Below are 13,207 nucleotides of genomic sequence, written 5' to 3'. Positions count from 1 at the left end.
CTTTCTCATCGGTTCAAGCTCAGCCCTCGTCCGGGCCACCGCTCTCCTTGTCGTCGGCCGCCTCGCCGGACTCCGAGGAGTCCGCCTTGACGGTCTGCGCCCCCGGCTGGGGTTCGGCCACGGCCACCCGCGCGGGGCGGATGGTGCGCTCGCCGATGCGATACCCGGGCTGCAGGATCGCCACGCAGGTCGTCTCGGTGACGTCCGGCGCGTACGAGTGCATGAGGGCCTCGTGGATCGTCGGGTCGAAGGGCTCGCCCTCCTTGCCGAACGCCTGCAGTCCCATCTTCGCCGCGACGGTCTCCAGCGACTCCGCGACGGACTTGAATCCGCCGACGAGCTCGCCGTGTTCCCGCGCGCGGCCGATGTCGTCGACCACGGGCAGGAGCTCGGTCAGGAGGTTCGCGATGGCGATCTCCTTGACCGTGATCCGGTCCCGCTCGACCCGGCGGCGGTAGTTCTGGAACTCGGCCTGGAGCCGCTGGAGGTCCGCGGTGCGCTCTTCGAGCGCCTTGCGCACCTGGTCCAGCTGGGCCGTCAGGCCGGCGATCTGTGCTGCGTCCCCGGCCGGGGCCGCCCCCTCCCCCGTGGAGGAGGAGGCGGCCTGCGGCTCGGCGTCGTCGGGGGTGGCGCCGGAGGGGACGTCAGGCTTCTCGTCGAAACCCGGGGTCTCCTCCGTCACGCGGCACCGTCCTTACGCTCCTCGTCGACGATCTCGGCGTCGACGACGTCGTCGTCGGCCTTCGGGGCCTCGGCACCGGGAGCGTCGCCGCCCGCGGCCTGCGAGGCCTGGGCGTCGGCGTACATGGCCTGGCCCAGCTTCTGCGAGACGGCCGCGACCTTCTCGGTGGCGGTGCGGATCTCGGCGGTGTCCTCGCCCTTGAGCGCGGCCTTCAGCTCCTCGACGGACGCCTCGACCTCGGTCTTGATCTCGCCCGGGACCTTGTCCTCGTTGTCCTTGAGGAACTTCTCCGTCTGGTAGACGAGCTGCTCGCCCTGGTTGCGGGACTCGGCGGCCTCGCGGCGGGCGTGGTCCTCCTCCGCGTACTTCTCGGCCTCCTGGCGCATCCGGTCGACCTCGTCCTTCGGCAGCGAGGAGCCGCCGGTGACGGTCATCTTCTGCTCCTTGCCCGTGCCCAGGTCCTTCGCGGTCACGTGCATGATGCCGTTGGCGTCGATGTCGAAGGCGACCTCGATCTGCGGGACACCGCGCGGGGCCGGCGGCAGACCCGTCAGCTCGAACATCCCGAGCTTCTTGTTGTACGCCGCGATCTCGCGCTCGCCCTGGTAGACCTGGATCTGCACGGAGGGCTGGTTGTCCTCGGCGGTGGTGAAGATCTCGGACCGCTTGGTCGGGATCGTCGTGTTCCGCTCGATGAGCTTCGTCATGATGCCGCCCTTGGTCTCGATACCAAGCGACAGCGGGGTCACGTCGAGGAGCAGGACGTCCTTGACCTCACCCTTGAGGACACCGGCCTGCAGGGCGGCGCCGATGGCGACGACCTCGTCCGGGTTGACGCCCTTGTTGGCGTCCTTGCCGCCGGTCAGCTCGCGGACGAGCTCGGCGACGGCGGGCATACGGGTGGAGCCACCGACGAGGACGACGTGGTCGATCTCGTTGATGGAGATGCCGGCGTCCTTGATGACGTTGTGGAACGGCGTCTTGCAGCGCTCCAGCAGGTCGGCCGTCAGCTGCTGGAACTGAGCCCGGGTGAGCTTCTCGTCCAGGTGCAGCGGGCCTTCGGCGGACGCGGTGATGTAAGGCAGGTTGATCGAGGTCTCGGTGGACGAGGACAGCTCGATCTTGGCCTTCTCGGCAGCCTCACGCAGGCGCTGCAGGGCCATCTTGTCCTTGCCGAGGTCCACGCCGTGACCGCTGGCGAACTGCTTGACCAGGTAGTCGACGACGCGCTGGTCCCAGTCGTCACCACCGAGGTGGTTGTCGCCGTTGGTGGCCTTCACCTCGACGACGCCGTCACCGATCTCCAGGAGCGACACGTCGAAGGTGCCGCCACCGAGGTCGAAGACGAGGATCGTCTGGTCGTCCTTGTCGAGGCCGTACGCGAGCGCGGCCGCGGTGGGCTCGTTGACGATACGCAGGACGTTCAGGCCGGCGATCTCGCCGGCTTCCTTCGTCGCCTGGCGCTCGGAGTCGTTGAAGTACGCCGGGACGGTGATGACCGCGTCGGTCACCTTCTCGCCCAGGTAGGACTCGGCGTCGCGCTTCAGCTTCTGCAGGATGAACGCGGACATCTGCTGCGGGTTGAAGACCTTGCCGTCAAGCTCGATCTTCCAGTCCGTGCCCATGTGACGCTTCACGGAGCGGATGGTCCGGTCCACGTTCGTGACCGCCTGGCGCTTGGCGACCTCGCCGACGAGCACCTCACCGTTCTTCGCGAAGGCGACGACGGACGGCGTGGTCCTGGCACCCTCGGCGTTGGTGATGACGGTGGGCTCGCCGCCCTCCAGAACGCTGACGACGGAGTTAGTCGTGCCCAGGTCGATGCCGACCGCACGTGCCATGGTGATTTCCTCCAGCTGACTTGAGTGGAACGGACTCAAGTGTGCACGACACCCGGCGATGGGTCAACAGACCTGAGTCGCAGGGGCTCAACTCTTATCCGTTCCTTACACGCAAGTGGCCGCTGACCTGCGTGGACACGGGCCTCCCAGCCTGCGTGGACACCACTCTCCCGGTCTGCGGGGACACCGCTCTCCCGGTTCTCCCGGTCTGCGTGGACCTTCCGGCCTGTGCGGGGACGGGTCTGCGGACTCCGTACACCGGCACCCGAAGCAGCAGGAGTACGACGATGAGCGCCCCCGCCCCCACCCAGAACACCCCGGACTCGGCGGTCCACCCGATGTGCATGAGCACTGCGACGAGCACCCCGGCGAACGCGCCGATACCGGGGAGCACGGTCGCCCCCTGCGGGGTGAGCCCCAACCGCCGCAACCGGTGGGCGAGATGGTCGGGCCCACCCCTCAGCAACGGCCGCCCGGCCAGTCGCCGCGACAGGACCACGAGAAGTACGTCGGCGCTCGCCACCGCGGTGAGCGGGAACAGCACCCCCGCACTGGACGCCAGCCCGTAGCCGGCCTGGGTGAACACGGCCGACGCGGCGAGCACGAACCCGGCGAACAGCGACCCGCACGCACCGAGCCCCACGCGCGCGGGAGGCCAGTTGTGCATGAGGAACCCCGTCAGCGCGGCGGCCAGCACGCTCAGCAGCACCGCGAGCCCGTCCATCACCTCGGCCGCCGCACAGGCGCCGACCCCGAAGGCGGTGACGACCCCGACGGTCCCCGCGAGCGCGTCGGCGTGGTCGAGCGCCTTGAACCCGACGGCGACGAAGACGATCCAGCAGACGGCGAGCGCACCGGCGGGCACCCCGATCTCGTCGTACGGCACCACCCACGCCGCCGCCGCGGCCGTACCGGCGACGAGCACCCGGGCCTTGACCCGCCGCAGGTCCGCGATGAGCCCGAGCGCCGCGACGACGCCCCCCGCGGCGAGCAGCCGGCCCACCCCGGATCCGAGCGGCGCGACGCCGGACCGGTCCCCGGCCACCGCCACCGCGCAGGTGGCGAGCACCACCGCCACACCCCCGAACAGCGGAAGGGGCCGCTGCCGCTGCCGTCTGCGCTCGACGACCCCGAGGCGCAGGGCAGGCACCCGGAGCAGTGCGGTGAGCACGGCGGCGAGCAGAAGGGCGGTGGTGGCGGCGGCGATCCCGTAGAGCACGGATCTAAGTTAGGGGCGAATGTACCAATTTGGCATGAATAACACGATCGGATCGTCACAGACCTTGAAGCCGGTCCTCGAAGCCGGCCCTTAAGGCAACCCTCAGCGACACAGATCACCAAACGGCTGGCTACAGTGCGATGGAAGATGGGGGTAGTCTCAGACGGACTGCATAAGTTACCGCTTAGTAATGTCGAGGCCCCGCCCTCGAACGAAACCCCTCGCAGGCCCGAGGAGCCCCCAAATGCAACTCGCCGCGATCATCGTGTCGCTGGTTCTGATCGTGGTCGGCGTGGCCCTGTTCGGCCGCGCGATCGTGCAGATCTACAACTTCATGCGGCTCGGCCAGAACGTGCCCGCGGGCACCCGCACCGACGAGCCGGTCCAGCGCACCGTCACCGTGGCCAGGGAGTTCCTCGGCCACACCCGGATGAACCGCTGGGGCATCGTCGGTGTGGCGCACTGGTTCGTGGCGGTCGGCTTCTTCTCGCTGCTGCTGACGATCGTCAACGCCATCGGCCAGCTGTTCCAGGCCGACTGGCTGCTGCCGGTCATCGGCGAGTGGGCTCCGTACAACGTGTTCGTCGAGTTCATCGGCACGATGACGGTGCTCGGCATCGCGGTCCTGATCGCGATCCGCCAGCTGAGCAAGCCGAACAGGCCGGGCCGCAAGTCCCGCTTCGCCGGCTCCAACTTCGGCCAGGCGTACTTCGTCGAGGCCGTCATCCTCATCGTCGGCGTCTGCATCTTCATGCTGCACGCGCTGGAGGGCGCCCAGCACCACGTGGACTCGTACGAGGCGTCGTTCTTCATCTCGTACCCGGTGGTGTCGTGGCTGAAGGGCCTGGACGTCTCCACGCTCCAGAACCTCACCTACTTCTTCGCCGGCCTGAAGATCGCGACCTCCTTCATCTGGATGATCACGGTCGCCCTGAAGACCGACATGGGCGTGGCCTGGCACCGCTTCCTCGCCTTCCCGAACATCTGGTTCAAGCGCAACGCCACCGGTGAGACCTCCCTGGGCGCCCTGCTGCCGATGACCTCGGGCGGCAAGCCGATCGACTTCACCGACCCCGGTGACGACGACGTGTTCGGCGTGTCCCAGGTCGAGCAGTTCTCCTGGAAGGGCCTCCTCGACTTCTCCACCTGCACCGAGTGCGGCCGCTGCCAGTCGCAGTGCCCGGCCTGGAACACGGGCAAGCCGCTCTCCCCGAAGCTCCTGATCATGTCGCTGCGCGACAACGCGCACGCCAAGGCCCCGTACCTGCTGGCCGGCGGCGGCAAGACCATGGAGGGCGAGGAGAAGGCGTCCGAGGAGCAGCTGGCCGGCGTCCCCGCCGCGGCTCTCGCGGAGGCCGAGCGCCCCCTCATCGGCACCGCCGAGGAGAACGGCGTCATCGACCCGGACGTCCTGTGGTCCTGCACCACCTGCGGCGCCTGCGTCGAGCAGTGCCCGGTGGACATCGAGCACATCGACCACATCGTCGACATGCGCCGCTACCAGGTGATGATCGAGTCCGCGTTCCCGTCCGAGGCGGGCACGATGCTCAAGAACCTGGAGAAGAAGGGCAACCCCTGGGGCCTGGCGAAGAAGCAGCGCCTGGAGTGGCTCAAGGAGGTCGAGTTCGAGGTCCCGGTCGTCGGCCAGGACATCGAGGACCTCACCGAGGTCGAGTACCTGTACTGGGTCGGCTGCGCGGGCTCCCTGGAGGACCGCGCCAAGAAGACCACGAAGGCCTTCGCCGAACTCCTCCACATCGCGGGCGTCAAGTTCGCGATCATGGGCGGCGACGAGAAGTGCACCGGCGACTCCGCCCGCCGCCTGGGCAACGAGCCCCTGTTCCAGGAGCTCGGCATGGAGAACGTCATGGCACTGAACATGGCGTTCGGCGAGGAGCTGGACGACGACGGCAAGGTGGTCCCGGAGTCCGCCAAGCCCAGGTCGGCCAAGAAGATCGTCGCCACCTGCCCGCACTGCCTGAACACGATCGGCAACGAGTACCCGCAGCTCGGCGGCGACTACGAGGTCATCCACCACACCCAGCTGCTGCAGCACCTGGTGGACGAGGGCAAGCTGGTCCCGGTCACACCGGTCGAGGGCATCATCACGTACCACGACCCCTGCTACCTGGGCCGCCACAACAAGATCTACACGCCTCCGCGCGAGATCATCGCGAACGTCCCGGGTCTTCGTAACGAGGAGATGCACCGCCACAAGGAGCGCGGCTTCTGCTGCGGCGCCGGCGGCGCGCGGATGTGGATGGAGGAGCGGATCGGCAAGCGCATCAACAACGAGCGCGTCGATGAGGCTCTGTCCGTGAACCCCGACATCGTCTCGACGGCCTGCCCGTTCTGCCTCGTCATGCTGACCGACTCGGTCAACGGCAAGAAGAACGACGGCAAGGCCAAGGAGTCCATCCAGGTCGTCGACGTCGCCCAGCTCCTCCTGGACTCGGTCAGGACACCGGCCGACCCGACGGACGCCGAGGAGACGGAGAGCGCACCGGAACCCGAGCCGGTGAAGTAGCCCGCCCACCGACACCGTCAGGCGCCCCCTGTCCCGCCCGGGACAGGGGGCGCCGTCGTAGCCCGAGAGAAGCGACACGGTGATCTCGCTACACCATCCGGTGAGTCATGGCGCCCAAGCCGTTATTTATACGTAGAAATTCCTATTTATTCCACTATCTGCACTTGAAGGCTGCCCACGCCGCAGCCCGGCGCTACTCAAGTCAAGGAGAGTGGAAGATGACGACATCGCTGAGATGGCGATCGGCTCTGGCCTCGGCCGCCACGGCCGCTGCGCTCGTCGCAGCACCGCTGGTGTCCGCGGGGACCGCCCAGGCCTGGGAGAACCCGCCCCCCGCGCACCCGACCCACACGGCGTACCCCCCGTCGCCGTACCCGCCCTACCCGCCGAAGCCGCACCACCCCGGCCACGGTCACCACGACGAAGGACACCACGAGAACGGGCACCCTCCGGGCCACCTCGCGAACACAGGCAACGACGACAAGAAGAAGCTGGCTCTGGGCGGTGTGGCCGCCGCGCTGATCGCAGCAGGTGTCGGCACCATGATGGTCGCTCGGCGTCGCCGTACCTCATGACGCTGCGTAAAGTGCGCATGAAGTTCCCCGGGCGTCCCGGGTCCGCCCGGGACGCCCACCGGGCGGACCGGCACGTTCGCGGCCCGCTGGCCAGGTACCTGCTGTTGGCCGGCGTCACTGTGCCAGTGGCGGCGGCTGCCTGGATCGGCGTGACCGGGTGGTTCGCCCGCTCCGACCTCCTCGCCGCTCAGGAGGACCTGAACGCGCTGCGGGAGTCGGTCGCGACGTCGGCGGCCCCCGCCTCCACCAAGGGGGTCGCCGCGGGGGCCCCGGTGGAGTCCGACCAGGAGCGGCTGACGCGTTCCGCGGCCGCACACGCCGCACGCGCCCACCACCTCACCACCGGGCCCGCCTGGTACACCGCCGCCCACCTGCCCTTCGTCGGCGGCCCGCTGGAGACCGTGCGCGGCATCGCACGGGTCTCGGACCAACTGACCAACGGCGTCCTGCCGCCGCTGGCGCGAGCCGTCCCCCAGCTCACGGCGGGCGCCCGTACCGGCGGCATTCCGCATGTCCTCACCGAACTGGAAGGCCAGGCGCCCGCGTTCACCCGGGCGGCGCAGGTGGCCGCCCAGGTACGGGACGAGGCCCGCCGCCTGCCCGGCTCCACCTGGCTGCCGCCCGTCGACCGCGCCCGCACGCAGCTGGCGGACCAACTCGACCGTCTCGTCCCGCAGACCGGCGACGCCGCGGTCGCGACGCGTGTGATGCCTTCGATGCTGGGGATGCACGGGCCGCGGCGCTACTTCCTCGCCTTCCAGAACACGGCCGAGGCCCGGGGCACAGGCGGTCTTCCGGGGGCATTCGCGGTGCTGCGGGTCGACCGGGGGCGGCTTTCGTTCGAGCACTTCGGCAACAACACGGAGATGGGCGGCCACGCGGCCGTGGACCTCGGGGCCGAGTTCGCCGCCGAGTACGGCAACAACCAGCCCGAGAGCGTCTGGGCCAACGCCAACATGAGCCCGCACTTCCCGTACGCGGCCCGTATCTGGACCGGGTTCTGGCGCGACCAGAGCGGCCAGCGTCTGGACGGTGCCTTCGCCATCGACCCCGGGGCGCTCGGCCTGCTGCTCCGCGCCACCGGGCCGGCCCGGCTGCCCGACGGCACGGCGCTCACCGCGGACAACGCCGTGGACGTCACCGAGCGGGCCGCCTACGCGAAGTTCGACGACGTCGCCCGGCGCAAGGCGTACTTCGTGGAGGCCGCCCGTGCCGCCGCCGGACGCCTGATGACCGCGGTCGACGACTCGCGCCAGATCCCCGCGCTGCTGAGTGCCGTGCGTGACGTGCAGCGGGCGGGACGGCTCCAGGTGTGGAGCGCGCACGCGAACGAGCAACGGCTGCTGGAGTCGCGGCCGTTCTCCGGCGTCCTCCCCGACACCCCCGGCCCGTTCACGGGGCTCGTCGTGAACAACGCGGCCGGCACCAAGCTGGACTACTACCTCGACCGCAGCCTCGTCTGGGCGCCGGGGGCCTGCACGGACACCGGCCGGTCGGTCACCGCGACGATGACCCTCACCAACCGGGCGCCGGTCTCGGGGCTGCCCGAGTACGTCACCCAGCGGGTCGACTACCCGCCCTACCGGACCCACCCGGGCGACAACCGGCTGATCGTGACCTACTACGCCGGCACGGGGGCGCGTCTGACGGGGGCCGTCCTGGACGGCCGCCCGGTCCACCCGATCCCCGGCACCGAACGCGGCCACCCGACGTACACCCTCGACCTGGAACTGCCCCGCCAGTCCAGCCGCACGCTGGTGCTGCACCTGAACGAGCCCGAGGCGGACGGCGCTCCGACGGTGCTGCGGCAGACCCTGGTGACGCCGACGCAGGTCACGGTGGGGCGCGGGGAGCCGTGCAGTGGGTGAGCCCTGACGCGTCGACGGTGAAGCCGGAGCCACTCTGCACACCGTGGCTCCGGCTTCACCGTCAGGGCTTCAGGATCCCGGCCAGCGTCCGAACCGCGTCGCGGACCTCCAGGGCCCGCGCCTTCTGTACGGCGGGCGGGGCACCGTGCGGGTCCTCGATGCCGTCCGTCTCCCCCGGCGGGGGCACCACCGCGCCGCGCCGGGACGCCGCCAGCCGGACCGCCTCGCGCGGCGTGAGCGCCACCGTCCCGTCCATGAGCCGGACGAACTCCCGGAGGGTGAAACAGCGGCGCAGCGCCAGCGGAGAGAGCCGCACGGCAGCCTCCCGGTGGCAGCGCTCCAGCCCGAGCACCAGGTCGGCGCGTTCGACATGGCCGGCCTCCAGGGGCCGGGCCGTGAACCCCCGTACGTCACCGCCGAGTTCCTGGAGAATCGCGCTCGTCAGGGGGTCCAGCGGCACCGGCCTGGCCCCGGAGCCCGCACTGCCCACCCTGAACTCCGGCTCCGGCAGAGCGGCGGCCAGCAGCCGTTCCGCCACCGGTGAGCGGTGCTGGTTGCCGGTGCAGACGAACAGGACCTCGAAGGCGCTCACCGGGTGCACAGGACGGTTCACGTCTCGCCTGCGGCGGACCGCCGGCCGGTGTCGACGGGCTCCGCGCCCCCGAACGCCGGGCGGGGCACGGGTACTTCCGCCGGACGGTAGCCGTATCCGTAGCCGTACCCGTTGCCCTTGAAGGTAGCCGCCATGCTGAAGACGGTGCCCAGGATGCGTACGCCCGTCCGGCTCAGTGACTCGGCGGCGCCGCGGACCTGGTCGCGGCCGGTCTTGGAAGCTCGTACGACGAACAGCACGCCGTCGGCGAGCGGGGCCAGACCGATCGTGTCGGCGACCGGCAGCAGCGGAGCGCTGTCCACGACGACCACGTCGAAGGTGCCGGCGAGTTCGCCGAGCACCTCCCGCATGCGGTCGGAGGCGAGCAGTTCGGTCGGATTGGGCGGCACGGCCCCGCTGGTGAGTACCGCGAGCCGGCCCCCGGCCTGCTGCGTCACGTCCTCGGCGCGAGCCTGGCCGATGAGCACCGTGGTCAGTCCGGCGTCCTGGACCAGCCCGAAGGTACCGGCCACGGAGGGGCGGCGCAGGTCGGCGTCGACCAGACAGGTCCGCAGCCCCGCGTCGGCGAGGGAGAGCGCCAGGTTGACGGCCGTGGTGGTCTTTCCCTCGCCGGGCACCGAGCTGGTCACGACGATCACCCGCGGCCGGTCGTCGACCTGCGCGAACTGCAGGTTGGCGCGCAGCGTGCGGAAGGCCTCGGCACGCACGGAGGTGCTCGCGGTGTCCATCGCGATCCGCTGCCGGGCGGAACTCCTGTCGTACGGGATGGAGCCGAGCACCGGCAGCGAGGTGAGCTCGCCGAGTGCCTCACTGGTCTTGAGGGTGGTGTCGAGCGCCTCACGCAGCGCGACGAAGGCGGCGGCGAGGAGCAGCCCGCCGAGAAGTCCGGCCGCGAGATCGAGCAACCGCTTCGGTGACACCGGGCGGACGGGAACGCTCGCCTGTTCGGTGACGCCGAGCGACACGGGCGAGACGCGGGCGGCGGACGAGTCGTGCCCCTTGGCGGGCGCGGAGGCCTGCTTCGGCGTCTCCAACCGCTCGACGACGGTGACGAAGCGCTGCGCGACGGCGTCGGCGATACGCGCCGCCCGTGCCGGAACCGTGTCGCGCACCGTGATGTTGATGAGCACGGTGTTGAGCGGAGCCTCGGCGGTGATGCGGGAGGCGAGCTGCTCCGGCGTGTACTGCAGCCCCAGTTTGCGCACCACGGGCTGGGTCACCTGACGGGTGGCCACGATCGCCGCGTACGACTGGACACGCGCCTGCGAGAAGCTCTGCCCCTGGTTCAGTTCGGAGGTGTCGGCACCGGACCGGGTCGCGACGAAGAGCTGGGTGTGGGCCGCGTACACCGGCGTGCTCAAGGCGATGAAGGTCTGGGCCGCACCGATACCGACCAACAGACAGATCAGGACGGTCGGCCAGCGTCTGGCCAAGACTTTGAGATATCCACGAAGGTCCAACGCGCGCCTCTCAATGACCTGGAGATGTTCTCTTTTTCCGAATTCGCCACTTAATGTCGTGTCGAGAATAGGTGTAATTGGGCGATATGCCCTGCATGCCTCGCGGCACAAGAACCGAGGGCCCCACCATGGATGGACAGGTTTTCGTGGATAGGAAAATCGCACCGGAGCCACGCGGGCTACGGATCGTGCTGGTCTCGTTCGCCTGCGATCCGACACGCGGCAGCGAACCGGCCATCGGCTGGGGCTGGGCGGAAACGCTGGCGACGCGCGGGCACACCGTGGAGGTCCTCACCCACCCCGAGTCCGACAACGTGCGCCACATCAGGCGCCGGGTCGAAGAACTGGGGGAAGTGGGCGAGCGCATCAAGGTGCATGTCATCCCTCTCCCGCACGCCCCCGCGTGGACCGGGCTGCTGCCCGGCTTCCTGCGGGGCATGGCCCGGGAGGTCAAGCTCTACGACGGCTGGCAGCGCCGGGCTCTGGCCCACGCCCGCCGTCGCGGACTGGGCGCCGCCGACCTCGTGCACCATGTCTCCTACGGATCCCTGCAGGGCGGCAGTGCACTGCGCCGCCTGGGCCCCCCCTTGGTCTTCGGCCCCGTCGGCGGTGGCCAGATCGCACCGCACAGTCACCGGCGCTACCTGGGCACCGCCTACGGGCAGGAGGTGCTGCGGACCGTGCTCTGGGTCGGCTTCCTCAGCCGTCGGCCGCAATGCCGGCTGACGCTCCGCAAGGCAGCGGCGGTACTGGCCACCAACCGGGACACGGCCCGTCTGGCCCGGCGTCTGAGCGGTGCCGACGCCCGGCTGATGCTGGCAGACGGCATCCAGGAGTCGCTGATCCGCGATGCGTCCCAGGCCCGGCAGAACCGGCCCGTCCGCCCGCCCACCGTTCTGTGGGTCGGCAGGTTGCACCCGCGCAAGACACCCGAGCTCGCGGTGCGGGCGATCGCGCATCTGCGGTCGGAATTCCCCGACGCGCGCCTCGTGGTCCTCGGCGACGGGCCCCTGCGACCGTCCCTGGAACGGCTCGCGCACCGGCTGGGAGTAGGTGAATCGGTCGAATTCCGTGGCCTCCTGCCCCGGGAAGAGGTCTTCGCCGCCTGCGACGACGCGGACGTCTTCCTGATGACCAGCCTGCGGGACTCCTCCAGCACCCAGACGTTGGAAGCGTGGGCCAGAGGCCTCCCCGTCGTCCATCTCGGCCACCACGGCATCAGCGATTTCTCGGCACCGGGCGGGGCGGTTTCCGTACCCCTCGGCAACCCCGCCGACCTGCCGCAGCGCGTCGCAGGGGCGCTCGGCGGTGTGCTCGGCGATCGGCAGACCCACCACGGCATGGAACGGGCCGCGCTGGCGTGGGCACGGAACCACACCTGGACGGCGAAGGCGAAAACCGCCGAAGAGCTCTACCGCGCCATCCTGCCGTCTGTGTGAACCTTCGAGAGGCAACCATGCTGGTATCGGTGATCATCCCTCTGTACAACACGGAGAAGTACATCGGAGCCTGTGTCGCGTCCGTGCTCGGCCAGACACACAAGGAACTCGAAGTCATCGTGGTGGACGACGGGTCCACCGACGGCGGCGCGGCGATCGCCGAAGGCGTCGCCGACCCGCGCGTACGGGTCGACCGAGGCGCGAACGGGGGAGTCGCGGCCGCCCGCAATCGCGGTCTCGCCCTCGCCAAGGGGGAGATCGTGGCCTTTCTCGACGCCGATGACGTCTGGTATCCGGAGAAGCTCTCCGAGCAGATCAGCGTCCTGCAGAGCGACCGCGGTGTCGTCGCCGTCGGCGCGGTCTTCCAGTATCTGTCCGGCAACGGCCGCCGGTTCGGCCGGGCGGGGCAGGACGCTCGTAGAGCCGACTGCCAGGAGCGCATGCGGCGCGGTCGACTGATGCCGTTCCCGATCTCCTCGCTGATCGCCCGTACCGAGGCCGTGCGCGCCGCGGGAGGTTTCGACGAGGCGCTTCCGCCCGTCGCGGATCTCGACCTCGTCGCTCGGCTGGCCCTGGCGGGATCGGTCGTCACGGTCATGCGGCCGCTCGGCGCCTACCGGGTTCACGGCGACTCCATCTCGGCCCGTCAGCCCGCCGAGATGATGATGCTCGTACGCTTCGTCGAGCAGCGGGCCACGGCCCGGCTCGAGGGCCGGCCCGAACCCGTCCTGGAATCGTTCGTGTCCTCGTACCGCCTCACGAAGACGCAGCGGCGGCGGGACGGCGCGGCGTGGCGATTCCGTCAAGCCGGCCTGCTGGTGATGGATGGACGGTATGTCAGGGCGATCGCGCTGTGTGCTCTCGCCCTGGTGACCCGGCCCTCCTACACGCTCCGGCGCATCGCGATGCGCCTTCCGGTCCGTCGTACGCCAAGTGCTGTCGCCCACGGCAGAAACTGAGAAGTCTCGACAAAGCCCCCATGC

The 13,207-nt window shown here is 69.9% G+C and carries 10 protein-coding genes; 5 read left to right on the top strand and 5 right to left on the bottom strand.

Going from position 1 to position 13,207, the window contains the following annotated elements; genetic code table 11:
• Positions 1-19: 19 nt before the first annotated feature.
• From grpE to ACYUED_RS23855, 3 genes are all read right to left on the bottom strand, one after another.
• Complete coding sequence (grpE, locus tag ACYUED_RS23865) at positions 20-682, bottom strand: nucleotide exchange factor GrpE (RefSeq protein ID WP_491284826.1); 663 nt, start codon at positions 680-682, stop codon at positions 20-22.
• Positions 679-2,523, bottom strand: a complete 1,845-nt coding sequence (dnaK, locus tag ACYUED_RS23860) for a molecular chaperone DnaK (RefSeq protein ID WP_491284824.1) — start codon at positions 2,521-2,523, stop codon at positions 679-681. The genes grpE and dnaK overlap by 4 nt, the downstream gene beginning before the upstream one ends.
• A 94-nt stretch (positions 2,524-2,617) precedes the next feature.
• Positions 2,618-3,742: an MraY family glycosyltransferase gene (locus tag ACYUED_RS23855; RefSeq protein WP_491284822.1), complete on the bottom strand. Its 1,125-nt coding sequence runs from the start codon at positions 3,740-3,742 to the stop codon at positions 2,618-2,620.
• 244 nt (positions 3,743-3,986) lie between these two features.
• Between ACYUED_RS23855 and ACYUED_RS23850 the strand changes: the two genes are divergently transcribed.
• The 3 genes from ACYUED_RS23850 (at position 3,987) to ACYUED_RS23840 (ending at position 8,712) form a co-directional block, all read left to right on the top strand.
• The gene (locus tag ACYUED_RS23850; protein ID WP_491284819.1) at positions 3,987-6,269 is read left to right on the top strand and encodes a (Fe-S)-binding protein; all 2,283 of its coding nucleotides are present in this window, start codon (positions 3,987-3,989) and stop codon (positions 6,267-6,269) included.
• Between the two features lie 218 nt (positions 6,270-6,487).
• Positions 6,488-6,844, top strand: coding sequence for a hypothetical protein (locus tag ACYUED_RS23845; RefSeq protein WP_491284817.1), 357 nt, complete (start codon positions 6,488-6,490; stop codon positions 6,842-6,844).
• A gap of 17 nt (positions 6,845-6,861) precedes the next feature.
• Positions 6,862-8,712: a DUF4012 domain-containing protein gene (locus tag ACYUED_RS23840; protein WP_491284816.1), complete on the top strand. Its 1,851-nt coding sequence runs from the start codon at positions 6,862-6,864 to the stop codon at positions 8,710-8,712.
• Between the two features lie 61 nt (positions 8,713-8,773).
• Here the strand turns inward: ACYUED_RS23840 and ACYUED_RS23835 are convergent, their stop codons facing one another.
• Entirely contained in the window at positions 8,774-9,304 is a 531-nt protein-coding gene (locus tag ACYUED_RS23835; RefSeq protein WP_491284815.1) for an arsenate reductase/protein-tyrosine-phosphatase family protein, read from the bottom strand.
• 17 nt (positions 9,305-9,321) lie between these two features.
• The gene (locus ACYUED_RS23830) at positions 9,322-10,950 is read right to left on the bottom strand and encodes a tyrosine-protein kinase domain-containing protein (RefSeq protein WP_491284813.1); all 1,629 of its coding nucleotides are present in this window, start codon (positions 10,948-10,950) and stop codon (positions 9,322-9,324) included.
• Between ACYUED_RS23830 and ACYUED_RS23825 the strand changes: the two genes are divergently transcribed.
• Both ACYUED_RS23825 and ACYUED_RS23820 read left to right on the top strand, forming a co-directional pair.
• A complete protein-coding gene (locus ACYUED_RS23825; protein WP_491284811.1) occupies positions 10,932-12,224 on the top strand; it encodes a glycosyltransferase family 4 protein in 1,293 nt (430 codons plus the stop codon). The two genes, ACYUED_RS23830 and ACYUED_RS23825, sit on opposite strands and share 19 nt — an antisense overlap.
• Positions 12,225-12,253: 29 nt before the next feature.
• Positions 12,254-13,183: a glycosyltransferase gene (locus ACYUED_RS23820; RefSeq protein WP_491284809.1), complete on the top strand. Its 930-nt coding sequence runs from the start codon at positions 12,254-12,256 to the stop codon at positions 13,181-13,183.
• The last annotated feature ends 24 nt before the right edge of the window (positions 13,184-13,207 follow it).

This window comes from Streptomyces sp. DF42, from assembly GCF_058267695.1.
The sequence above is the reverse complement of the archived record's forward strand: the minus strand, read 5'-3'. Positions and strand labels throughout refer to the sequence as shown.

What these genes read in the sequence shown, in the direction of transcription:
- ACYUED_RS23845 (WP_491284817.1), top strand. Translation starts at nt 6,488, where the DNA reads ATGACGACATCGCTGAGATGGCGATCGGCTCTGGCCTCGGCCGCCACG.
- ACYUED_RS23840 (WP_491284816.1), top strand. Translation starts at nt 6,862, where the DNA reads ATGAAGTTCCCCGGGCGTCCCGGGTCCGCCCGGGACGCCCACCGGGCG.
- ACYUED_RS23850 (WP_491284819.1), top strand. Translation starts at nt 3,987, where the DNA reads ATGCAACTCGCCGCGATCATCGTGTCGCTGGTTCTGATCGTGGTCGGC.
- dnaK (WP_491284824.1), bottom strand. Translation starts at nt 2,523, where the DNA reads ATGGCACGTGCGGTCGGCATCGACCTGGGCACGACTAACTCCGTCGTC.